The organism is Ruegeria sp. CDSC068, from assembly GCF_059610545.1.
Genome location: NZ_JBXWNV010000012.1, coordinates 72,285 through 95,442 on the forward strand (window position 1 = coordinate 72,285; position 23,158 = coordinate 95,442).

24 protein-coding genes are annotated in these 23,158 nt (G+C 58.6%); 9 read left to right on the forward strand and 15 right to left on the reverse strand.

The window, feature by feature from the left end; translation table 11 throughout:
• Positions 1–33: 33 nt before the first annotated feature.
• A complete protein-coding gene (locus AC2FID_RS20155) occupies positions 34–1,104 on the reverse strand; it encodes an SMP-30/gluconolactonase/LRE family protein (RefSeq protein ID WP_496838406.1) in 1,071 nt (356 codons plus the stop codon).
• 95 nt (positions 1,105–1,199) lie between these two features.
• Here AC2FID_RS20155 and AC2FID_RS20160 point away from each other — a divergent pair, with 95 nt between their 5' ends.
• Positions 1,200–2,300, forward strand: coding sequence for a pyridoxal phosphate-dependent aminotransferase (locus tag AC2FID_RS20160; protein WP_496838407.1), 1,101 nt, complete (start codon positions 1,200–1,202; stop codon positions 2,298–2,300).
• On the opposite strand, the gene AC2FID_RS20165 is transcribed toward AC2FID_RS20160, so the two are convergent.
• The 6 genes from AC2FID_RS20165 to AC2FID_RS20190 all read right to left on the reverse strand — a co-directional run bounded on the left by AC2FID_RS20165 (position 2,297) and on the right by AC2FID_RS20190 (position 11,080).
• On the reverse strand, positions 2,297–3,493 hold the full coding sequence (locus AC2FID_RS20165) for a pyridoxal-phosphate-dependent aminotransferase family protein (RefSeq protein WP_496838409.1): 1,197 nt from the start codon (positions 3,491–3,493) through the stop codon (positions 2,297–2,299). The genes AC2FID_RS20160 and AC2FID_RS20165 overlap by 4 nt on opposite strands.
• A gap of 51 nt (positions 3,494–3,544) precedes the next feature.
• Positions 3,545–4,177 (reverse strand): bifunctional 4-hydroxy-2-oxoglutarate aldolase/2-dehydro-3-deoxy-phosphogluconate aldolase, encoded by a 633-nt coding sequence (gene eda / locus AC2FID_RS20170; RefSeq protein WP_282120010.1) that lies wholly within the window; start codon positions 4,175–4,177, stop codon positions 3,545–3,547.
• A gap of 3 nt (positions 4,178–4,180) precedes the next feature.
• Positions 4,181–5,986, reverse strand: coding sequence for a phosphogluconate dehydratase (gene edd, locus AC2FID_RS20175; RefSeq protein WP_432653518.1), 1,806 nt, complete (start codon positions 5,984–5,986; stop codon positions 4,181–4,183).
• A gap of 2 nt (positions 5,987–5,988) precedes the next feature.
• Positions 5,989–7,434, reverse strand: coding sequence for a glucose-6-phosphate dehydrogenase (zwf, locus tag AC2FID_RS20180; RefSeq protein WP_282120011.1), 1,446 nt, complete (start codon positions 7,432–7,434; stop codon positions 5,989–5,991).
• Between the two features lie 117 nt (positions 7,435–7,551).
• Complete coding sequence (ptsP, locus tag AC2FID_RS20185) at positions 7,552–9,795, reverse strand: phosphoenolpyruvate--protein phosphotransferase (protein ID WP_282120012.1); 2,244 nt, start codon at positions 9,793–9,795, stop codon at positions 7,552–7,554.
• 46 nt (positions 9,796–9,841) lie between these two features.
• The gene (locus AC2FID_RS20190) at positions 9,842–11,080 is read right to left on the reverse strand and encodes an aspartate kinase (protein WP_058272246.1); all 1,239 of its coding nucleotides are present in this window, start codon (positions 11,078–11,080) and stop codon (positions 9,842–9,844) included.
• Positions 11,081–11,245: 165 nt separating this feature from the next.
• On the opposite strand from AC2FID_RS20190, the gene AC2FID_RS20195 reads away from it, so the two are divergent.
• On the forward strand, positions 11,246–11,599 hold the full coding sequence (locus AC2FID_RS20195) for a hypothetical protein (protein ID WP_496838413.1): 354 nt from the start codon (positions 11,246–11,248) through the stop codon (positions 11,597–11,599).
• Here the strand turns inward: AC2FID_RS20195 and AC2FID_RS20200 are convergent.
• The 5 genes from AC2FID_RS20200 to AC2FID_RS20220 all read right to left on the reverse strand — a co-directional run bounded on the left by AC2FID_RS20200 (position 11,593) and on the right by AC2FID_RS20220 (position 14,629).
• On the reverse strand, positions 11,593–12,231 hold the full coding sequence (locus AC2FID_RS20200; RefSeq protein ID WP_496838415.1) for an SDR family NAD(P)-dependent oxidoreductase: 639 nt from the start codon (positions 12,229–12,231) through the stop codon (positions 11,593–11,595). The genes AC2FID_RS20195 and AC2FID_RS20200 overlap by 7 nt on opposite strands.
• A gap of 3 nt (positions 12,232–12,234) precedes the next feature.
• The gene (locus AC2FID_RS20205; RefSeq protein ID WP_496838417.1) at positions 12,235–12,678 is read right to left on the reverse strand and encodes a DUF1178 family protein; all 444 of its coding nucleotides are present in this window, start codon (positions 12,676–12,678) and stop codon (positions 12,235–12,237) included.
• Positions 12,679–12,749: 71 nt separating this feature from the next.
• Entirely contained in the window at positions 12,750–13,214 is a 465-nt protein-coding gene (locus tag AC2FID_RS20210; protein WP_496838419.1) for an NUDIX hydrolase, read from the reverse strand.
• A 124-nt stretch (positions 13,215–13,338) separates the two neighbouring features.
• Entirely contained in the window at positions 13,339–14,082 is a 744-nt protein-coding gene (locus AC2FID_RS20215) for an EcsC family protein (protein ID WP_496838421.1), read from the reverse strand.
• 52 nt (positions 14,083–14,134) lie between these two features.
• Positions 14,135–14,629 (reverse strand): GNAT family N-acetyltransferase, encoded by a 495-nt coding sequence (locus AC2FID_RS20220; protein ID WP_496838423.1) that lies wholly within the window; start codon positions 14,627–14,629, stop codon positions 14,135–14,137.
• Between the two features lie 71 nt (positions 14,630–14,700).
• On the opposite strand from AC2FID_RS20220, the gene AC2FID_RS20225 reads away from it, so the two are divergent.
• Both AC2FID_RS20225 and AC2FID_RS20230 read left to right on the forward strand, forming a co-directional pair.
• Positions 14,701–15,306, forward strand: a complete 606-nt coding sequence (locus tag AC2FID_RS20225) for a flavin reductase family protein (RefSeq protein WP_496838425.1) — start codon at positions 14,701–14,703, stop codon at positions 15,304–15,306.
• Positions 15,306–15,947: a CatB-related O-acetyltransferase gene (locus AC2FID_RS20230; protein WP_496838426.1), complete on the forward strand. Its 642-nt coding sequence runs from the start codon at positions 15,306–15,308 to the stop codon at positions 15,945–15,947. Before AC2FID_RS20225 ends, AC2FID_RS20230 begins: the two co-directional genes overlap by 1 nt.
• Before the next feature lie 29 nt (positions 15,948–15,976).
• Here the strand turns inward: AC2FID_RS20230 and AC2FID_RS20235 are convergent, their stop codons facing one another.
• Positions 15,977–17,611: a SulP family inorganic anion transporter gene (locus AC2FID_RS20235; protein ID WP_472724206.1), complete on the reverse strand. Its 1,635-nt coding sequence runs from the start codon at positions 17,609–17,611 to the stop codon at positions 15,977–15,979.
• Positions 17,612–17,811: 200 nt separating this feature from the next.
• Between AC2FID_RS20235 and AC2FID_RS20240 the strand changes: the two genes are divergently transcribed.
• Positions 17,812–18,684, forward strand: a complete 873-nt coding sequence (locus AC2FID_RS20240) for an S-methyl-5'-thioadenosine phosphorylase (RefSeq protein WP_496838428.1) — start codon at positions 17,812–17,814, stop codon at positions 18,682–18,684.
• 9 nt (positions 18,685–18,693) lie between these two features.
• On the opposite strand, the gene AC2FID_RS20245 is transcribed toward AC2FID_RS20240, so the two are convergent.
• Entirely contained in the window at positions 18,694–19,560 is an 867-nt protein-coding gene (locus AC2FID_RS20245; RefSeq protein WP_496838429.1) for an alpha/beta hydrolase, read from the reverse strand.
• Positions 19,561–19,772: 212 nt separating this feature from the next.
• Here AC2FID_RS20245 and AC2FID_RS20250 point away from each other — a divergent pair, with 212 nt between their 5' ends.
• The gene (locus tag AC2FID_RS20250; protein WP_282169122.1) at positions 19,773–20,789 is read left to right on the forward strand and encodes a DUF418 domain-containing protein; all 1,017 of its coding nucleotides are present in this window, start codon (positions 19,773–19,775) and stop codon (positions 20,787–20,789) included.
• Between the two features lie 52 nt (positions 20,790–20,841).
• Positions 20,842–21,471, forward strand: coding sequence for a LysE family translocator (locus tag AC2FID_RS20255; RefSeq protein WP_282169121.1), 630 nt, complete (start codon positions 20,842–20,844; stop codon positions 21,469–21,471).
• Positions 21,472–21,475: 4 nt separating this feature from the next.
• Here AC2FID_RS20255 and AC2FID_RS20260 read toward each other — a convergent pair whose 3' ends face one another.
• Entirely contained in the window at positions 21,476–21,658 is a 183-nt protein-coding gene (locus AC2FID_RS20260; RefSeq protein WP_496740575.1) for a hypothetical protein, read from the reverse strand.
• A gap of 299 nt (positions 21,659–21,957) precedes the next feature.
• Between AC2FID_RS20260 and AC2FID_RS20265 the strand changes: the two genes are divergently transcribed.
• Complete coding sequence (locus AC2FID_RS20265) at positions 21,958–22,497, forward strand: adenine phosphoribosyltransferase (RefSeq protein ID WP_058272309.1); 540 nt, start codon at positions 21,958–21,960, stop codon at positions 22,495–22,497.
• Positions 22,498–22,667: 170 nt separating this feature from the next.
• The gene (locus tag AC2FID_RS20270) at positions 22,668–23,150 is read left to right on the forward strand and encodes a fasciclin domain-containing protein (protein WP_496757768.1); all 483 of its coding nucleotides are present in this window, start codon (positions 22,668–22,670) and stop codon (positions 23,148–23,150) included.
• The last annotated feature ends 8 nt before the right edge of the window (positions 23,151–23,158 follow it).

Genomic DNA, 23,158 nt, shown 5'->3' on the forward strand with positions numbered 1-23,158 from the left:
TGCCCCGATGGATCAGGCAGTTCCACCTCAACGTTAGGGCAGATTTGACGCAGGCATGCGCCCGAACCAGGGCGAATCCAATGTCATGACGTAGAAATGTCCCCCGGCCAACTTGCCACCCGTGGTGATGCCCAGCCGACCCCCGGGGTCTTGCAAGGTCTGCAGGATGTTCCCGTCGCCGTCAAACTGCACCATCATCCCGCGATGGATCGGCGCAGGCCGCACCGTCGGCCCCAGTCGCCAGATCACCTTGCGCAAGAACGGGTATGGCATCAGTGCCTCGCTTGGCACGCGCGGGCTGGCAAAGGCCATCCAATACGTACCATCGCCCTGTGCCTCGATGTTGTCGGGATAGCCTGGGAGATTGTCCATCAGGACCTCTTGCTGCCCGGCCTTCGGGCCGGTCAGCCAAAGCTTGTGCACCCGGGCGCGCCCGGTTTCAGCGATCAGCAGAAAATCCTCACCTGGCGACAACGCGACGCCGTTTGTGTAGACAAAGCCTTCGGCCAGTTTCTCGGTCGTGCCATCGGGCGCGTGGCGGGCAACGTAACCTGTGTCCGATTGCTCCCAGATGGTCAGTACCGAAGTCGGTTTGGTCCCGCCCATCGTTTCGGGATCGAACCGATCGGACGAGTTTGAGAAATAGATCGTCCCGTCCTTCGCCACGTCCAATTGATTTGCATAGATCACCGGCCCGCCGTTTATCTCAGACACGACTGGCTGCAGCGTACCGGGGCCGGTCCAGCGCATGATGCCTCGGAAGCTGTCGGCGATGTAAAGCACCCCATCCGGACCGACCGTCAGGCCCAAGGGCCGACCGCCGAGGTCGTCAACTTTCACCGGGGACTCGTCGTCTATTCGGTACAGAGCCCCGGACAAGCTGGTCGTGTACACGGACCCGTCGGGCATGATGGCAATGTCTTCGGGGCCTTTCTCATCGTCAGGCAACGAGATCAGCTCCAGTTGGTCCAACGCATTGTTCTCCGCGAAGTCACCAGTGAAACCCGGTGCTTCGGGTGGGGTCCATGCCACCGGTTGAACCGGGACCGGCCAGAAAACCAGATAGGCGAGGCCGACAATCAACAAGCCCAAAACAATGCGCATGCGCGCTCCTCCCTTTAATCGTTACGCGAACAATGCGGAGCAGCATCCTGCAACGCAAGCTTGCCTGTCGTATGACCTTACGTTTATCTGCCCCCATGACAGAGCCACGCTATACCCCGCTTGCCCAATCCCTGCCTGCAACCGTGCCGTTTGTTGGCCCCGAAACGCAGGAACGCCAGCGTGGCGCGCCATTTGTGGCGCGGCTGGGCGCAAATGAAAGCGTGTTTGGACCCTCTCCGCACGCCATAGCGGCAATGGCAGAAACGGGGATCTGGATGTATGGCGATCCGGAAAACCACGATCTGCGCGCTGCATTGGCGGATCACCATGGAATCGGGCTGGAAAACATCGTGGTTGGCGAAGGCATCGACGGGCTCTTGGGTTACCTGGTGCGGCTACTGGTCGGATCCGGAGACGCGGTTGTCACCTCAGATGGGGCATACCCGACCTTCAACTACCATGTGACGGGGTTCGGCGGAACGCTCCACAAAGTGCCGTATCGCGACGACCACGAGGATCCGGCGGCGCTGTTTGCCAAGGCGGGTGAAGTGGATGCCAAGCTGGTGTATCTGGCCAATCCTGACAACCCGATGGGTAGCTGGCATTCCGGAGCGGATATCGTGGCGGCGCTGGACGATCTGCCCGACGGGAGTCTGCTTGTATTGGACGAGGCCTATGTGGAATGTGCGCCTGAAGGCACCGCCGCCCCTGTGGCAGCAGACGATCCGCGGGTGATCCGGATGCGAACTTTTTCCAAGGTGTACGGCATGGCGGGCGCGCGGGTTGGCTATGCCATCGGCGCACCCGGCCTGATTTCAGCCTTCAATAAGGTGCGCAACCATTTCGGGATGAACCGAGCCGCGCAGGCCGGTGCGCTGGCCGCACTGAATGATGCCGAGTGGCTAAATCATGTTCAGACCAAGATTACCGAAGCGCGTGACCGGATTGGCCATATTGCACGAGAGAATGGTTTGGCCCCCTTGCCCTCGGCCACCAACTTCGTTGCCATTGATTGCGGGAAGGATGGAGCCTTTGCCAAGGCGGTTCTGGACTCGCTGGTTGCGCAGGGCATTTTCGTGCGTATGCCCTTTGCCGCCCCGCAAAATCGCTGCATCCGCGTCAGCTGTGGCGAGGCAGCCGATCTGGATGCCTTTGCCACAGCATTGCCAAAAGCGCTTGCCGAGGCGCGGCGCTAGGCCGTCGACGCAAGCACCGCAGCTGCAGCTTCTAACGCGCCTTTACCGCGAGGGATATCCAGCGCGGCCATCGCTGTTTCCACACCACCCAAAGTAGCCATAACCATCTGGCCGTTGACGTGACCCATATGGCCAAGGCGGAAGCATCCGTCCCAGTCGTCCATCCCCAGACCAATACCAAGGGTCAACCCCAGTTGGTTTTCAGTGAACTTGCGCAATGGCGTGCCGCGTCCCTCGGTTAGTCGCAAGGCGGTGACAGCGTGGCTGCGATGTTGACGATCCGCAACATTCAGATGCAGCGCGTCACCTTGCGCCCAGGTTTCACATGCTTCCCAGATGGCCGTGGCTAGCCTCTCGTGCCGCGCCCAAACCTGTTCCATCCCCTCGGCATGGATCATGTCCAAGGCCGCGCGCAAACCGTAGAGGTGATGGGTCGGTGCGGTGCCGTTGAAATACTGATAGAACAACTCGGGGTTGGATCGTGGCTGCCAGTCCCAATACTGCGAAACTCGTGGCATAGCGGCCCGTTTGGCCTGTGCCTTGTCATTGAAGAAGACAAAGCCGGTGCCAGCGGGTGTCATCAGCCCCTTCTGACAGGCCGTAACAGTGACGTCGACGCCCCAGGCATCCATTTCGAACCGGTCACACCCCAGCGAGGCAATGCAATCCGCCATCAAAAGCGCCGGGTGGTCCAGATCGTCCAACAAGGCCCGCAGCGCCGGAATGTCGTTCCGGATTGAGCTTGAGGTGTCCACATGAACGGCCAGTACCGCCTTGATCATGTGGGCTTTATCGTCACGCAATGCCTCGCCAATACGGTCAAAATCCCACGCCGAGGACGAGCCGAAGTCGATCAATTGAACGTTGGCGCCGATACCCTCGGCCATCTCGGCCCAGCCATGGGTAAATCGGCCAGATGCGGGGGCTAGAACCGTTTCACCGGGCGCGATGACGTTGGATAGCGCGGCTTCCCACGTTCCGTGGCCGTTAGAGATATAGATTGCAACGCTATGCTCGGTCCGCGCCACGCGGCACAGATCGCGGGTCAGCGACGGCATCATCTCGATCAGCTCGCCTTCGTAGATATTCGGCGACGGGCGGTGCATGGCCTGCAAAACCGCATCCGGGATGACCGAAGGTCCTGGAATCGCCAGATACTCGCGCCCTTGCGCCAGGGAAATGGGGTCTGTCATGGGTTCAACCTGTATGAATTGACGCCCACCCTAGCGCAGCTTTAAGCGGCGTCAATCCATCAGCTTGGAGGCCGCGCGCGCAAGGTTTTCGATACCGGCCCAATCCCCATCAATGACCATCTTTTTCGGCGCAACCCAGCTTCCGCCCGCGCAAACCACATTGGACAAGGACAGGTAATTCTTTGCATTTTCGGGCGACACACCACCGGTCGGACAAAACTTGATTTGCGGCAACGGTGCGCCGATCGCCTTCAACGCCGGTGCACCACCCGATGCTTCGGCCGGGAAGAACTTGAGCATGTCATAGCCCTTTTCCAACAGACGCATCGCCTCACTGGCTGTGGCGGCGCCGGGCAACAAGGGCAAGCCTTCGGCCTCGCAAGCCGCGATCAGAATGTCGGTGGCACCGGGCGAGACCCCGAATTGCGCGCCTGCCTCTTTCGCGGCGCGCACATCTTCGGGCGTCACCAAAGTTCCTGCGCCGACGACGCCGCCCGGAACATCCGCCATCGCGCGGATCGCGTCCAGCGCGGCGGGTGTGCGCAGAGTAACCTCAAGCGCGGGGAGGCCACCTGCGACAAGCGCCTCGGCCAAAGAGCGCGCCTGAGCCGCATCATCGACGACAAGGACAGGAACAATGGGCGCAAGTGCGCAGATTTCACGCGTGCGTTGGGTTTTGGACATGGGTCAAACTCCGAAAATACTGGCGCCGGTGTCTGCTGATCCGACGTTTTGGCGGAAGGTAGCGAACAGGTCACGCCCCACGCCGTGTTGGTTGGCCGACAGATCAGCAGTGGCAGGGGCACGGTCCAGAACCCCGGGGGTCAGAATCTCCAACTCACCCTTCACCGCATCGACGCGCAAGATGTCGCCATCCTGCAGGTAAGCGATCGGCCCGCCATCCAGCGCCTCGGGGCAGACATGGATCGCCGCAGGGACTTTGCCGGACGCGCCGGACATACGACCATCGGTTACAAGCGCCACCTTTTGCCCGCGGCCCTGCAAGATCGACAGGATCGGCGTCAGCGAGTGAAGCTCGGGCATGCCATTTGCTTTGGGTCCCTGGAACCGGACAACAACGATGACATCGCCGGTGAACTCTCCGGCCTTGAACGCGGCTTTTGCTTCGTCCTGATCATGGAACACGCGTACAGGCGCTTCGACAACCTGATGTTCCGGGGCGACGGCCGAAACCTTCATCACGCCGGTGCCCAGATTGCCGGTCAGACGCGACAACCCACCAGTGGGTTGGAACGGGTCTTTCGCCGGACGGACGATTTTTTCGTTCAGACTGTGGCCAGCCCCGTCTTCCCAAACCAGTTCACCGTTCTTCAGCTTCGGTTCTTTGGTGTAATTCTGCAGCCCCTGCCCCGCGACAGTCAGAGTGTCAGGGTGCAGCAGCCCGTCTTCCAGTAGCGTTCCAATGCAGTACCCAAGACCACCCGCTGCGTGGAAGTGGTTCACGTCTGCCAGACCGTTCGGATAAACCCGCGCAACCAAAGGAACCACGGCGGAAATGTCAGAAAAATCCTGCCAATCCAGTACGATACCACCTGCGCGCGCCATTGCGATCAGATGGATCAGCAGGTTGGTCGACCCACCCGTGGCCATCAGACCCACGATGCCGTTCACAAACGCCCGCTCATCCAAAACCTGATATACCGGCGTATAATGATTGCCCAGCGCGCTCAGCGACAGGGCGCGGCGCGCGCCCTCCTCGGTCAGCGCATCCCGCAGAGGCGTGTTGGGGTTGACGAAGCTCGACCCCGGCAGGTGCAGGCCCATGAATTCCATCAGCATCTGATTGGTGTTCGCGGTGCCATAAAAAGTACAAGTACCCGGTCCGTGATACGCGGCCATTTCAGCGGCCATAAGCTCGTCACGGCCGATCTCTCCTGCGGCAAATTTCTGGCGAATCCTGGCTTTTTCATCGTTGGGCAGACCGCTGGTCATCGGTCCGGCTGGCAGGAAAACAGCGGGCAGATGGCCAAACGCCTGTGCGCCGATAATCAAACCGGGCACGATCTTGTCACAGACGCCCAGGAAAACCGCCGCATCGTAGGTGTTGTGGCTCAGCGCCACTCCCGTCGCCAGGGCAATCACGTCCCGGGAAAACAGAGACAACTCCATCCCAGCCTCACCTTGGGTGACCCCGTCACACATGGCTGGTACGCCACCCGCAACTTGTGCGGTGCCACCTGCGGCTCGGATCGCATCGCGGATCAGGCCGGGATAACGCTCGAACGGCTGGTGGGCGGAAAGCATGTCGTTATAGGCGGTGACGATGCCCAGATTACCGGCCGTATCAGTGGCCATCGCTTGCTGATCCTCACCCGAACCGGCATAGGCGTGGGCTTGACCGCTGCACGACAAATGCGCGCGCGCAGGTCCCTTGGATCGGGCATGTTCCATACGCTCAATATGCGGGCCGCGCAGTTCGGCGCTGCGGTCGATGATGCGTTGAGTGACGTCGGTGATGACTGAATGTACCATGATTACCCTCCGATCTGACGCCAGCGGCGCCCATCGCGATGCATCAGCATCAGCGCTTCTTCTGGGCCGGAACTGCCCTGATCATATTTCGCGGGGCGATCTCCACGCTCTTCCCAACTGTGAATAATGGGATCAACCCAGGCCCAGGCGGCTTCGGCTTCGTCGCCGCGCATGAACAGGGTTTGGTCGCCGCGAATGACATCCATAACCAGACGTTCATAGGCGTCCGGCGATTGCGCTTCGTCCCCAAGCGCCTCGGCAAAACTCATGTCTAGCGCCACATCTGACAGGCGGAACCCGCCCTGCCCCGGTTCTTTAATCGTCGTGCGCAGGGTAATACCTTCGTCCGGTTGCAAGCGGATCACCAGCACGTTGCCGTGCAGCGGGCCGACATTGGGGAAGATCGTATGCGGCGGATCCCGGAAAAACACCGCGATTTCGGATTCGCGGGCCCGCAGGCGTTTTCCAGTTCGCAAATAGAACGGCACACTGGCCCAGCGCCAGTTGCCGATATGAGCCTTAAGAGCGATGTAACTTTCTGTGCGGCTCGCGGGGTTGCCAACATGATCCAAGTAACCGTCGCCACCTTTGCTCGAACGATATTGACCGCGTGCGATGTCAGACGGCGCAACGGGCTCCAGCGCTTCGATCACCTTGACTTTCTCATCACGCACGGCGTTGGGCGAAAATTTGGACGGAGGTTCCATCGCAGTCAGGCACAGAAGTTGAACAAGGTGGTTCTGCACCATGTCCCGCATCGCACCGGACTGATCGTAATAGGCTCCGCGCCCTTCGACACCAACAGTCTCGGCCACTGTAATCTGAACATGATCGACATGCGTCGCGTTCCAGAGAGGTTCGAACAGGGAATTGGCAAAACGCAGCGCCATCAAGTTCTGCACCGTTTCCTTTCCCAAATAGTGGTCGATCCGATATATCTGATGCTCTTCAAAGCAGGCTCGCAGTCCGGAGTTCAGCGCCTTGGCCGAGGCGAGGTCGTGGCCAAAGGGTTTTTCGACCACGATACGGCTGTCGGGCGTCGCCATGCCATGATCGCTGAGCCTTTTTGCGATACCAGAGAAAAGGCTGGGGCCAACTGACAGGTAGAACGCGCGTACAACGTCAGGACGCAAGGTATTGGCAAGGTCTTTCCAACCGGAGTCTCCCAGTGCGTCAACGGGAACATATTCGACATGGCTGAGAAACTGTTCCAGAACGTCCTTTTTGAACGCTGGTGCGAACTCTTTCATCGAGGCACGTATTTGGTCCCGGAATCCGTCGCTGTCCATGTCGGACCGCGCCGTGCCGATGATCTTTGCGTCTTCGGGCATCTGGCCAACTTCGAACCGGTGATAGAGCCCGGGCAAGATCTTGCGCTGCGCCAGATCACCGGTCGCGCCGAATAGCACCAGATCGAACGGGTCTACCGGGATTACGCGTGAAACCATCTATGGGCTCCTTCAAATCTGCTGGCATCACTCAGGCGCAGTTATCATTGGTCCTTGTGATGCAAGCATTGTTACCGCTAACATTCAGGCACTGAATAGGGAAGCGCAACTGGAAAATCAACCCTGATTCCGCAACCACTCCATTACGGAGGATCGAACCGATTGGTCTCCACGATGGCGGGCGTCGGCGATGATCTTACGCAGTGACTGCAAATCGGCGCGCAACAGCACGCTTTTGACCGGGCCAATCGACGCCGGGCGCATGGACAAGGTCCGAATACCCATGGCTGCCAGACAAAGTGCCTCAACCGGTCGCCCGGCATCCTCGCCACAGAAAGACAACGGCGTGTTCGAGATATTGCAGCGTTCGACAATCCGTTCGATGAAGGAGAGGAAGCTGACATTCAGCGTATCATAGCGTCGGCGAACCAGCTCGTTTTCGCGGTCAGCGGCAAAAAAGAACTGTTTCAGGTCGTTGCCCCCGATCGAGACGAAATCAACCTCGTCAAAGAACTTCTGTGGGGCAAAGGCGAGAGACGGCGTTTCCAGCATTGCGCCAACTTCGATCGATTCTGGCAGCACATGACCAAGGCGCTTTTCGCGTTCGATGGTCTTGTTCACTTCCCAACGTGCCTCACGGTATTCTTCGGCCTGCGCCACAAACGGGAACATGATTGTCAAAGGCCGCCCATTGGCTGCACGCATCAACGCCTGCAACTGCATCCGCATAACTCCGCGCTTATCCAGACCAACGCGAATAGCGCGCCAGCCCAAAGCCGGGTTGGGCTCTTCGACGTGCTTCATGTAGGGCAGAACTTTGTCCGACCCGATATCCAGTGTGCGGAACACCACGCGCATGTCGCCAGCAGCATCCATGACGCGCTGATATTGTGTCACAAGCTCGGACCGCTTGGGCATCTGATTGCGGATCAGGAACTGAAGCTCGGTGCGGAACAGGCCCACACCCTCGGCCCCGGAATTGCCCAACGACGGCAGATCCGCCATCAGGCCCGCGTTCATAACCAGATTGATCCGTTCACCATCGCGCGTCACTGTCGGAGTATCGCGGATCGAGGCATAGCGTTCCTGCGCCTTGGCCTGCATTGCGATTTTATCGCGAAACGCAGAGACAACCGTATCTTCCGGACGCAATTGGACCATACCCTGATCGCCATCAACCAGAATATGATCTCCGTTCAACGCCTCGGTCGTGATGTGCCCAACGTGAACCACCAGTGGAATTGCCAGGGCGCGAGCCACAATCGTTGCGTGGCTACCGACCGAGCCTTCCTCAAGAACGATCCCTTTCAACGAGCGACCATATTCCAACAGATCCCCAGGTCCGATATTTCGGGCAACCAGAATCGGATCCGGTGGCAGGTCGGCCCCGTTGGTGCCCCCCTGCCCGGTCAGAATGCGCAGCAGCCGGTTGCTGAGGTCATCCAGATCTGCCAGCCGTTCACGCAGATAGGGGTCGGTAACCTGCCCCATGCGCGCCCGCGCTTGCGACTGTTCTTTCTCAACCGCCGCTTCGGCGCTAAGGCCTAGGGCAATGTCCTCTTCCATCCGGCGCATCCAGCCTTTGGAATTGGCGAACATGCGATAGGCTTCCAGAACCTGCAATTGTTCCTTGTCACCGCCTTGCGAAATCTCAAGCATCTTGTCGACGCCCACGCGCAGCTCATCCACGGCCTCGTTCAGGCGTTCACGTTCGCGGTGGGGATCGTCGGCAATCGGGTTGGTGACGACAACACGGGGCTCATGCAACCAGACATGCCCTTCGGCAGATCCTTCCTGTGCTGGTCCCCCCTCAAATTGCACCGATTGCTGGTGCCGGGGTGAAAGCGCTGCGCCCTCGCCCACAAAGGCACCAAGCTCGGTCATCTCGGCCAGAACCATGGCGACCACTTCCAGAGCATAGACCTCGTCGGCTGAATACACGCGCGCATCACGGGATTGCACGACCAGTACGCCCAGCTTTTCACCCAAACGCTGGATCGGCACCCCGATGAAGGACGAGAACCTCTCTTCGCCGGTTTCTGGCATGTACCGAAACCCTTTGGTCGAAGGCGCGTCTGCAGTATTCACGACCTTGCCGGATTGCGCGACATGACCAACAAGCCCTTCACCCAACCGCATACGTGTTTTGTGAACCGCCTCTGGCGACAACCCTTCAGTCGCGCAAAGCTCAAGGGTGTCGGCATCCCGGAACAGGTAGATCGAGCACACCTCGGCCCGGATACTATCCGCGATCAGATGCGTGATCCGGTCAAGACGTTCCTGACCGGCGGCTTCGCTCGCCATCTCTTCGCGCAGCCGCCCCAGCAGCTTGCGGGATTCAGTTTCGGTGCCTTCCGCCATATCCCACCCAAATTACGGAATCAGGCGAGACCTTTGGCTGAAATGCTCAGGCCGCCTTGTCCAATTCAAAGGCATCATGCAGTGCCTGAACAGCAAGTTCCATGTATTTCCTGTCGACTAGGACGGAAATTTTTATCTCGGAGGTTGTAATGACCTTGATGTTGATCCCCTCATCCGAGAGTATCTTGAACATCTTGGCCGCCACGCCCGACTGCGAGCGCATGCCGATCCCCACGACCGAGACCTTGCAAACATCCTGGTCCGCGACCAGTTCGGCATAATTCAGCTCACCCGCATCCTTGATTGCCAGCAATGCCTGTTCGGCGCGGGCCACCTGATCGGTGGGGCAGGAAAAGGTCATGTCCGTGCGCCCTTCGTCCGAGATGTTCTGCACGATCATATCGACATTCACGCCCGCGTCGCTGAGCGCGGTAAAGATGATCGACGCGATGCCCGGGCGGTCAGCCACCGAGACAACGGTCATCTTGGCTTCGTCGCGGGAATAGGCCACACCGGCCACAACATTGGATTCCATGATATCCTCCTCATCGCAGACCAGCGTACCGGCCTCGTCGGATTGTTCCTCAAAGCTTGAAAGAACGCGCAGTTTTACCTTGTAGCGCATCGCCAATTCGACTGAGCGGGTCTGCAGCACCTTTGCCCCCAGCGAGGCCAATTCCAGCATTTCCTCGAACGAAATGCGGTCCAGCTTGCGCGCCTTTTCGCAGATGCGCGGGTCGGTGGTATAGACACCGTCAACGTCCGTGTAGATGTCACACCGCTCGGCACCGAAGGCAGCAGCAAATGCCACGGCGGTCGTGTCCGACCCACCCCGGCCCAGGGTCGTGATACGGCCTTCGGGGCTGATGCCCTGGAACCCGGCGACAACGGCAACCTTCATGCCCTCACCAAACTTCTGGTTCAGGTTATCGGTCGGAATTTCTTCGATCCGGGCCTGGCTGTGGGCGCTGGTGGTCATCAACGGAACCTGCCAGCCCTGCCAGCTGCGAGCCGGGACATCCATTTCCTGCAACGTCAACGCCATCAGGCCAGCGGTGATATTCTCGCCCGAGGACACGACCGCATCATATTCCCGCGCATCGTACAACGGCGATGTTTCATCGACCCAGCCCACAAGCTCGTTTGTCTTGCCGGACATGGCTGAAACGATGACGATCACGTCATAGCCCTTCGCCACTTCGACGCCGATGCGCTTGGCTGCGCGGCGGATACGGTCAAGGTTGGCCACCGAAGTGCCGCCAAATTTCATCACGAGTAAGGGCATGGGGGCAAGTGTCTCCGCGCCTTGGATTTCTGGTCCCGTGCGTCTTATGCGAGGGGGGCCGCAAGGGCAAGAGTTCAAAACCGGTCGGATGGCCGCATCTGACCGCTTTACAACCGACACAGAGGCTGTCAGCCTGCATCCCGAAATTATTCCCAGAGGTTATCCATGTTCCGCGTTGCCGCAGCCCTCGCCCTTTTGTCTTCATCCGCCCTTGCGCAGGTTTCAACACTGGCAGCAACCGACGGCAAAAATGCTTTGGGCACGGTGCCCTGTGCCAAGGCCGGTGCGGCGCTAAGCAGCTGCCACGCCGAACTGCGACACCATGACGACGGGACCACGACCTTGGCAGTGGGGCTGGGCGGCGCCGAAGTACGCAGCATCTATTTCACCGATGGCGTACCGACCTCTAGCAGCTCACCTGCCCGGATCAGTCACGAAACACGGGGTGACCTGACAGTGGTCTTCATCGACCCCGATGAAGTTTACGAAATCCCCACGGCGGCTTTGAAACGTCAATAAGCGTGCGGCTGACCGTCCCAGGTTTCAAAACACCCGGTTGTGGCAAGTGACAATGCCCCAAAACGGTCAAGCAGCCCGTCGGCAGCCTGATCAACAGTGATCGCAGCCTGAGTGCCCCCCATATCCGTCTGCACCCAACCCGGATGATAGATACCCACGGCGACGCCATCCGCGCGCAGATCCGTCGCCAGATTGCGCCCCAGATTCAGGGCCGCCGCTTTGGACGCGCGATAGATATAGCTGCCACCGGGCGCGCGCGTATGCGACGCCATCTGCGACGACAGGATCACAACTTTGCCTTGCGCTACCTGAAGATTGGGCAAAAGCGCCTGCACGGTTAGAAACACGCCCGTGACGTTGGTCGCAAAACTCTGCGCCCACATGTCGGCCGGATAGCCGTCTATGCCGTGGCCTTTGTCCAAATAGACCCCTGCGTTGCAGATCAACAGATCAACCGGACGACCCGCAAGCCCTTGTGCCATGGCGGCTTGCTGTTTCGGATCAGTCACATCCAGTACAAGCTGCGCACTGGAATCCCGCGCAGTTCCGGTTACGTCATGCCCCTGCGCGCGATAACGATCTGCCAGAGCTTGCCCAATTCCGCGATTAGCCCCGGTGATAACGATATGCATGGGTCAGTTCGTTTTACGGGTGGGTAGGAAAGGCAACGGCGAAACTGGCACGCCGTCTTCGATCAGCGCTTTGGCCTCATCGGGCTTGGCCTCGCCATAAATCGCGCGTTCGGGCGCATCACCCAAGTGGATCTTGCGCGCTTCTTTGGCAAAGTCCTTGCCGACGTAGTCCGAGTTCTCCTCGACCTTGCGGCGCAGATCGGCCAGTACCTTCTCGATATCTGCCGGCGGCGTCGCGACATCCACCTGTTTGCTTTGTGGTTCAGTTGTCTGGGCATTTCGGGCCGGACGAACGCGAGGGGTCATGATAGCCTTATCTACTTGCGCGTCACCACACACAACGCAGGTCACCATACCTGCAGAGGCGAGTTTGTCGTAAGCGGCGGCCGATTGAAACCAACTGTCAAATGTATGGTCGCGGCTGCATTTCAGCGAATATTGAATCATGGTCCGTCCATTTTCCGGTAGGCAAATAGATACCGACAGACATGGCAAGATCAAGCCCTTCGAAAGGCGAGTCAGTGTAGAATCGGGCCAAGACGGCGTAACAAAAGGGACAGTTCCCGCGATTTCACCAGAGAGGCCGCTTTTTTAGGCGAAACCCATTTTCGCTTTCGTTGGGCCCGTTCAGGAAATTCAGGCGCAATGGACGTAACACAGAGGGGAAAGACATCCACCAGACACAATACGGGGTTCGTACTGGAGCGGGGTTTCAAATATGAGAAACGGCCCATGGGCTTGTTTGCGCAATTGCCTTTAACCCCAGCCTCTTCCCAAGCTTCTCGTCTGGCGGTTTGCGACGGTGTCATATCCGCGATCAGCCAGCCCTTCGGTATGATCCAGCGCTTGGATTTGCGCGTTGTGATCAGCAAAACCCTGAGCTTTCCGTGTTTGATGCGATAGCAGAGCGCTGCCGATTGATGCTTAAGCCGCAGGTGCTGTTCGCTTCCCTGCAGACACGTCGGTTGCCTCGCACCGATCACGCCGCACCACCTTTCAAACTGCTTTCATCCTCAATCGCCGACCTTTGAGGTTCTTATACATTTAGCGGCCGGCTGGGGTCAGAATACCATATGGTGCGGTTTCTTCCAAGCATTTAGGCCGGTTTCAAACGCGGGCAGCCAGCTTCCGAACCAGATCTTCATGCGGGATATCGGCATCGATTGCCAGTCGCCGCAGCCCAAAGTGAACTCGGGCCACCTGCTGATAGTACCGGGTGTAGACGTAGTTCGTACCACCACCTGCGATCGCACCCAGAACTGGTATCGATTGCGCCGCCAGCTTCTGGCCCAGTACAATGGACAGTCGCGGCGCTACCGCTGAAATTAGCTTTTGCATCGCTGGGCCAGTCAACGTCAGGCGGACCGAAAAGAAGCCCAGATCTGCGCCATCGTCAAAAGACAGTGGTCCGGCTGCAGACAGGACCCGAACGCAATCAAATTTGACGCCTTCCTCGGACGGATCGAACCCTTCGCGGAACGCCGCACCCTGAATGGCACGCAATAGCATGGCCGTTGTTGCAGGCAATTCCATCAGGGCAGTCGACACGCCACCCAAGCCACCGGCCGCCCCCATCGCCGTTGCGACAGCCGTGTTCACCCATGGCTTTTGATCCGGAACGGCCCGGCGCGACCCCTCGGCTGCGTGCATCGCTAGCCAAAGCGCCTGTTCCGTGGCCCCTGTCAGCCCCTGCCGCACAGATGCAGGCAGTTGTTCCAGCAAGGATTCTGCCGAACCTCCCAAACTGTTCAACAGTTTAACGCCGGGACCTCCGGCGGTTCTGTAATACTTGGCCAACCGATCCAATTCGGCATCGGTATCCAGCTTTTCGACTAGAAGCACGTCCTGCATATAAGCCCTCCTGACGTTAAACATCGGGGCTTAATGGCAGGGTTTCAATAGCTCAGCGGGTCCAGCGTGTGACCGGGCCACGCACATTCAACCATTCACCAGGGCTCAATTCCGCGCCTAAAACCCGGTCAGGGTTTGTTGGGGGCGGCATTTCCACACCGGAAAGTCGTGTGAAACCGAAACGCGCATAATAAGGCGCATCGCCCACCAACATCGCCCTTTGCCAGCCTATTTCGCGACCGGCCTCAAGCCCCTGATGGATCAGGAATCCCCCCAGACCTTCGCCTTGATGGGTCGGGTGCACGGCCACGGGACCCAGCAATAAAGCGTCGTGATCGCCCACATGCACGGGCCAGAAACGGATCGCCCCGGCCAGAATGCCCTGCCCGTCGCGCGCAACAAGGGAAAGACCCGACACCGGCGGAACATCATCGCGCAGACGATACGAGGACAGCGCCTCACGCCCCGGCGCAAAGCACAGGTCGTAAAGTGCCTCGACCTCCCACCAATCATCCGGCTCCTCCGGCCTGATCACGAACTGCTGCACCCTGCCCTCTTTTCCTAGCTGGCAATCGCCCTAGCACTTCGGTACGCCTTGGGCAAACGCTTGGAGATCTTATGTTCTATCGCCCCGAAGACGGCCACGACCTGCCGCACAATCCGTTCAACGCCATTATCACGCCACGACCGATCGGCTGGATTTCCACGCGTGACACAGATGGGATCAACAATCTGGCTCCGTATTCGTTTTTCAACGGCGTTGCTTACACCCCGCCGCAGGTGATGTTTGCTTCAACGGGAACCAAACACGATCAAGACGGCACGAAAGACAGCCTTGCCAATATCAAGGCAACGGGGGTGTTTTGTGTAAACGTCGTGGCCCACGCACATCGCGACGCAATGAATGCCAGCTCAGCAGGCTTGCCGAAACATGTCGACGAATTTGGCCATGCAGGCCTGACACCCTTGGAATGCGAAACCATCCCATGCGCCCGGATCGATGGGGCTCCGGCAGCGCTGGAATGCAAACTAACCCAGATCGTGTCCCTTCCGGGCGAGGCCAATCGGGTGGTGTTCGGAGAAGTAACCGGCGTACATCTGCGCGACGATTGCCTGAAAGACGGCATGTTCGACGTCACAACATTCCAACCGCTGGCAAGGCTTGGGTACCGGGACTATTCAGTGGTCACCGAGCTGTTCAGCCTTTCACGACCGGATGACTAATGCCGCTTCCTGACCCCTTACGCAGATACCCGATCACGCTCCCTGATGGCTCTGATCACAAGGGCACAGTTTTCCTGTCTGAAGCGATTGACCATCCCAGGTTTCAGGCCGGAGAATACAGCTACGCATCGGATTTTGAGCCGTCAGACGATTGGGCGCAACGACTTGCCCCCTACCTGTTTCCGTTTTCGCAAGAAAAGCTGGTGCTGGGGAAGTTCTGTCAGATCGCCCATGGCGTACGTTTCATCACATCATCGGCCAATCATTCAATGGATGGATTGACGTGCTTTCCGTTTCCAGTGTTTGACCCGGACGGAATGACCGGGTTTCAGCCGGACACGCGCGACACTCTCATCGGCCACGATGTCTGGATTGGCTATGGCGCAATGATCCTACCCGGTGCGCAGATCGGTTCGGGGGCAATTATTGGTGCCGGGTCTGTTGTTCGCGGAAACGTACCGCCCTATGCGATCATCACCGGAAACCCTGCCGAAGTGCGGCGGTTCCGGTTCGAAAAGGACACCATCGGCCGGCTTTTAGCATTGAACTGGTGGGATTGGCCCGCCGAAAAGATCGCCAAAGCCGAAGAGGCGCTTCTGTCTGGTAATATTGAAGAATTGGAACGAATTGCTCCAAAGTAAAAGGCGGCCGAAGTGGCCGCCTTTTGCAATCAATGCCCGCCCAGCACACCCGTGCGGACCGAGTAATCGACGGCCAGTTCGTAGTCCGGGTCATCGTCGCTATCGACCATAAGGTGGCCGGCCTTGTTCAGCAGTTTGTGGCAATCCCGGCTGAGGTGGCGCAGCATGACGCGCTTGCCCGCAGCCTCGTATTTTCCAGCGATGTTTTCGATGGCTTGCAGCGCGGATTGATCCACGACGCGGCTTTCGGCAAAGTCCACGATTACAGTGTCAGGGTCGTTCTGAATATCAAACAGTTCAATGAATCCGTCGGACGAACCAAAGAACAAAGGCCCCTGAATCTCATAGACTTTTGCGCCCTCTTCCGTGGCCGAGTCCCGCGTGACTGCGTGAATGCGTTTAGCATTGTTCCAGGCATAGGCCAGCGCCGAGACAATCACACCGACAACCACGGCAACCGCAAGGTCTTCCATCACGGTCACAACAGTCACCAGAACAATGACGAACGCATCCATCAGGGGCACCTTGCGCATGATTTTGAACGAGTTCCATGCAAAGGTCCCGATCACCACCATGAACATCACACCAACCAGCGCGGCCAGCGGAATCTGCTCAATCAGCGGTGAGGCGAACAGGATGAACACCAGCAGGAACAGGGCCGCAGCAATCCCGGCGATGCGGGTACGGCCGCCGGATTTTACGTTGATCATCGACTGACCGATCATCGCACAACCGCCCATACCGCCGAAGAATCCAGTCGCTACATTGGACACACCCTGCGCAATGCATTCTTGCGAGGCCCCTCCGCGCTTGCCGGTGATTTCACCAACGAGGTTCAGGGTCAGCAGGGATTCAATCAAGCCGATGGCGGCCAGAATGACAGCGTAAGGCAAGATGATCTCAAAGGTTTCCCAGTTCAGCGGCACCATCGGGATGTGAAACGCCGGCAGGCCGCCCTCAATTGAGGCCAGATCACCAACGCGCGGCACATCAAGTCCGAACCCAATCACCAGCGCAGCCACAACAACAATCCCGGCCAATGGTGCGGGCACGATACGCGTGATACGCGGCATGACCCAGATCACGGCCATCGTCAGGGCAACCAGACCCAACATCGTGTAAAGCTGCAGGCCCGACAACCATTCACCACCGCTTAGACCGTGGCCGGTGTTTTCCATGGTGCCCGGAACCTTGAACTGCCCCATCTGGGCCAGAAAAATCACGATGGCCAGACCATTCACAAACCCCAGCATCACCGGATGCGGCACCAGTCGGATGAACCGACCCCAATGCATCGCGCCTGCAATGACCTGCAAAATACCCATCAGAACCACCGTGGCGAACAGGTATTCCACCCCGTGTTCAGCCACCAACGCCACCATCACAACAGCCAGAGCGCCGGTTGCGCCGGAGATCATGCCCGGCCGACCACCGATCAGCGCTGTAATCAAGCCCACCATGAACGCGGCATACAGTCCGACCAACGGGTGCACACCTGCGACAAAGGCAAATGCTACCGCCTCGGGGACCAGCGCCAGCGCAACCGTCAGGCCCGACAACAGCTCAATCCGCAGGCGCGAGACGGTCAGCCCCTCATCCGGCATCCAGCGGAGATCGGGTTTGGCTATACGATTGGCAAAGCTTGCCAGCATGGCTCGGGGCATGAGACGTCCTGTGGGGTTGTTTGTTCGCGCGAAAGATGCCTTTTACCTGTCATACCTGACATTAGATACTGCACCCAGCGGGACCCTGATATGCGTAAACCGCATAGCTAGCAAGCAAGTTACACAAACCCTTGAAGCCACTTGCCAAACCCGCGGCTGCCACGCAGAACTCTTACAACAGTTTTTCACGGAGAGCAGCCATGACCCAGACCAAAATCGCGATCATCGGCGGATCAGGTATTTACGACATCGACGGTTTGGAAAAAGCGAAATGGGTTACGGTCGAAACCCCATGGGGTGATCCTTCGGACCAGATCCTGACCGGATCGCTGAATGGCGTTGAGATGGCCTTTCTTCCTCGTCACGGGCGCGGCCACGTGCATTCCCCTACTGAAGTGCCTTACCGCGCCAATATCGATGCGCTGAAGCGACTGGGCGTGACGGATGTGATCTCGGTGTCGGCCTGCGGGTCGTTCCGCGAGCACATGGCGCCGGGTGATTTCGTGATCGTCGATCAGTTCATCGACCGGACATTCGCGCGCGAGAAGAGCTTTTTTGGCACCGGCTGCGTGGCCCATGTCAGCGTTGCACACCCCACCTGCCCGCGCCTGTCGGACGCGTGTGAGACTGCCGGTCGAGCGGCAGGGATAACCATCCATCGCGGCGGCACCTATCTGGCGATGGAGGGGCCGCAATTCTCGACATTGGCGGAATCCAAGGTGTACCGCGAACACTGGGGCTGCGACGTAATCGGCATGACCAACATGCCCGAGGCCAAACTCGCCCGCGAGGCCGAGCTTTGCTATGCCTCGATCGCCATGGTCACCGATTACGATAGCTGGCACCCGGATCACGGCGAGGTGGACGTCACCGCCATCATCGCCACACTAACCGGCAATGCCGAGAAAGGCCGTGCGCTTGTCAAAGGTCTGCCCGATCTGCTGGGCGCTGACCGCGCGCCCTGCCCTCATGGCTGCGACCGGGCACTGGAATATGCCATCCTGACCGCACCGGAGAAACGTGATCCCACCGTGTTGGCAAAATTGGATGCTGTTGCTGGTCGGGTTCTCTGACCGGCAACTTTAGTTGGCTGGCAAAGACTGTTGAACCTGATCCCACAATCCGTGCGACCAGAGGTCGTTGTGTGTGCCGTCCGGGATGACATAAATCTGCGCCGTCTCCCCGGCCATCGCGGCCAAAGCTTCGCCGTGATGCAGTGGAACCGTTTCATCCTCGGTCCCGTGGAATATCAAAGTCGGAACGGTGACGTTCCCGATCAAATCACGGGTCGCGAACTGATCCCGCATCAGGGCATGCACCGGTAGCCAGGGATATCTTTCCTCCGCGACGTCCACCGTGGCTGTAAAGGGTGCCTCAAGCACCAGCAGCTGTGCATTTGGGCGCTGTTCAGCTACGGCGGTCGCAACGGCTGTTCCAAGACTTTGGCCGTGCAACACAACGTCCGCACCTTGGCGATCCAGCTGGTCATACATCTGGATGCCGTCGGAAATTAGCGCCATCTCGGACGGTTCGCCCTCGCTGCCCGGATATCCACGGTAGCTGGGGGCCAGCAGGCCGAAGCCACTGTTGAGGATCTCTCTCATCCGATCGGACCGGTCGCCCAGGTTGCCCGATTGGCCATGAAAGAACAAAACTGTCGGCGCATCATCGGTCGCGGGCGGGGCGGACCACGCGGTCAGCGTAACGCCATCGGACATTGTGAAGGAAACGGACTCCACATCAGCCAACCCTACCGTGTTGGGCGCTGGTAATTCTCCGTCCGGTTTGAACAACAGCGATTGCTGGTTCACATACATGTACCCCACGATGCCCGCATAGATCACCGCGAGGACCGGAACCAAAAGGATCAGCGCGCCCTTTAGGTGGGCAAGCCGCGAGTGGCTGGTTTCAGGTGCCGCGTTCGCGCGTGTTTGATCTGTTTGAACCATCGGCCTCTCCGAAGTGTTGCGTCCGCTCCAAGGTCGGTGGCCCAAGGAACCGTTTCAAGCCGCGCGGGTTACACTTAATCCAATCTTAAAACTTGTTGCCGCGTTGCACAGCCCCGGTTCTTTTTTGCCCTTCATCTTGAAAAATCGCCTGTACTGCACCGATCTGTGGTTCGCACGGCACCGTCAAAACACTGGCGAAACAGAGGGATAGCATGAAGCGACTTGAGGCATTGGACGCAGCCCGGTTTCTGGCGTTTTGCGGAATGGTTCTGGTGAATTTCCGCATTGCCGCTCAGGTCGCCCCCGGCAATGACTGGGCCTCGACCCTGATCGATTTGCTTGAAGGCCGCGCGGCCGCTTTGTTCGTCATCCTGGCCGGCATCGGAATTGGGATATCCTCTGTTTCAGCGTCGGTGCTGCTGCGGCGCGCGGTGTTTCTGTTCGCTCTCGGTCTGATCAACATGACCGTATTTGACGCCGATATCCTGCATTTCTACGCCGTGTACTTCGTTGTTGGCGCTGCTTTCCTGACGGCACCAACCCGTGCATTGTGGTTGGGTTCAGTTGGGGTGGTGGCGCTGGCTGTCCTCGCTGTCATGATTTTCAACTACGACCTTGGCTGGGACTGGGAAACGCTGACATACACCGACCTTTGGACCCTGCCCGGTTTTTTGCGTAACCTGTTTTTCAACGGCTGGCACCCGGTCCTTCCCTGGGCGGCGTTCCTGTTGATCGGAATGGCTATTGGACGATCCGAACTGCACACGATCTGCATTCAACACAGGCTGATTATGTGGGGGTTCGGAGCTGCCATATTTGCCCTGTTTCCGCAAATGTTGGCCTCGGACCCTGATCTGGTGATCTATCTGGGAACCGCGTCCATCCCACCGGGACCGTTCTACATTATTGCCGGAACCGGCTCGGCTTGCGTGGTGATCGGATTGCTGTTGAAGCTGTGGCCCAAGATCGAAAAGTTGCGCATCGGCCCAGCCCTGACCGCGCCCGGTCGGCAGAGCCTGACGCTCTATGTGGTGCACATCCTGATCGGCATGGGCATACTGGAGGAGGCCGGGTTGCTGAACGGGTCACTGAACGCCCCGCAGATCGCGGGTTACGCTGTTGCGTTCTGCGCCGCGTCCTCGATCTTTGCCCTATTGTGGTCCCGCAAATTCAAACGCGGCCCGCTTGAGGCGCTGATGCGTCTGACAACGCAACCACGCAGGGCTTGACCTTGCGCGCTGGTCCGGGCTTGCTGCGGGAAACGTATTCACAGGATTTCCGATGTCCCTTGACCTTTGGCTCGCCTTTGTCGCTGCATCTACCGCCTTACTATTGATCCCAGGCCCGACGGTCTTGCTGGTGCTCAGCTATGCCCTATCCAAGGGGCGCAGCGTGGCTGTCGCCTCGGCGACGGGTGTAGCTGTTGGAGATCTGGTGGCTATGACGGCCTCTCTTTTGGGGCTTGGTGCGCTGGTCCTGGCCTCGGCTGCCCTATTCACGGCCCTCAAATGGGTCGGTGCCGCCTATTTGGTCTGGCTGGGGATCAAACTGTTGCGCAGCGCGCCATCAGGCGGGCTTGAGACTGTGGACACCGGGCGCAATGTCACCGCACACAGCGTTTTTGGCCATGCTGCCGCCGTCACCGCGTTGAACCCGAAATCTATCGCGTTTTTTATCGCTTTCGTTCCTCAGTTTCTGCGCCCGGCTGACCCGCTCGGACCGCAATTTGCTATCCTGATCGCAACCTTTGTGGGGCTGGCATGGCTGAATTCGCTGGCATACGCCCTTTTGGCGGACCACCTGCGCCAGATGATCGGCCGTTCGGGCGTCGTCACCGCAATGACCCGGTTCGGAGGGCTGGCATTAATCGGGATGGGAGTGGCCACCGCTGTTCTGCGCCGCCCGGCCTGAGGGCTCAGCTCTCAGCGTGTTCCTTCATGAAACCGCGAATGAACCGCCGGATTTCTCGCGCGGCCGACGTGTCCAACTCTTTGCATAGCTGAACAAACTCGTCCCGTTCATCCTTGTCCAGCCGCAGGACCAACTGACTGTTTTTCTTAGTTGAAACCTTGCCGTCTTTCGTTCCCACGCGTCCCATTCCCATCAATATCCCAGGCCTGCAAGATAGGCTTTGTATATACGTCGCATATAGTTTGTAATTCACGAGCACCTAACAACAAAAGAAGGTTATGGCAACGAACCTTCATGTCGCTCAGGCGATTTTTTCAAAAGATCAAGGCAAGGGGCACAAACCATATCTGACGCGGCCGGTCGATGCACTGTATCGCGACCACCGTCAGTCGAAACGCCGCACGCCTGGGGCGGCAATCTTTCCTTGCATGACTCACACCAATGGGCCAAACAGCCCAGCGTGTTTTGACGCCAGAGGGGATGGCCATGTCCAGAAACAAGTCGGTCAAAGATTACATTCGGACCATCGTGGATTTCCCACATGAAGGGATCATGTTCCGGGACGTCACGACCCTGTTCGCGGATCCGCGCGGTTTCCGCATGGCGATCGATCAAATGCTGCACCCCTATGCCGGTGAGCGCATCGACAAGGTCGTTGGCCTCGAGGCGCGTGGCTTTATCCTAGGCGGCGCAATCGCGCACCAGCTAAGCGTCGGATTCGTGCCCATCCGCAAAAAGGGCAAGCTGCCGGGAACCACGATCAGTCAAGACTACAAGCTTGAATACGGCGAGGCGATTGTCGAAATCCACGACGACGCCATCCAACCGGGTGAAAAAATCCTCGTGGTCGATGATCTGCTGGCAACAGGCGGCACCGCAGCTGCCGGAATCAAACTGATCGAACGACTGGGCGGCGAGATCGTCTCATGCTCGTTCATTATCGACTTGCCCGAATTGGGTGGGCGCAAGGCTTTGGAGGATATGGGCATGGACGTCCACGTCCTGTGCGAATTCGAAGGTCTTTGACAGGCTGCGCATTCACAAGATCGTGAGTGGAAATCTGAAACCGCGCTGGCTTAGCGCGGTTTTTCTTTGGATCAACCCGAACTTATCGACAAATTCAGTGATCTCCCTTTGATGCCGCCCCGTATTCAAATCGATGCCACCAAGGGCATTCCAACAAGGGATATCATACCATGTTTCGCAAACTCGCAATTGCCGGTGTCGCAAGCTTTCTCGTAGGAACGGCCGCTTATGCAGATGGTCACTCCAAGGATATTGTCGACACCGCCGTCGGCGCAGGCAGCTTTGAAACTCTCGTGGCAGCCGTTCAGGCCGCAGAGCTTGTCGATACGCTGAAAGGTGAAGGGCCTTTCACCGTCTTTGCCCCCACTGATGACGCCTTTGCCGCTCTGCCCGAAGGCACAGTTGAAACCCTTCTGAAGCCCGAGAACAAGGATCAACTGGTTGCCATCCTGACCTACCACGTGGTGCCCGGCAAAGTGATGTCAGGCGATCTGTCCGATGACATGACAGCCGCAACCGTACAAGGCGGTGAAGTCACGATTGACCTTGATAACGGCGTAATGGTCAACGACGCGAACGTTGTTCAGGCAGACATCGAGACATCGAACGGTGTCATCCACGTGATTGACAAAGTCATCCTGCCCGCATCGTGAATCCAGCG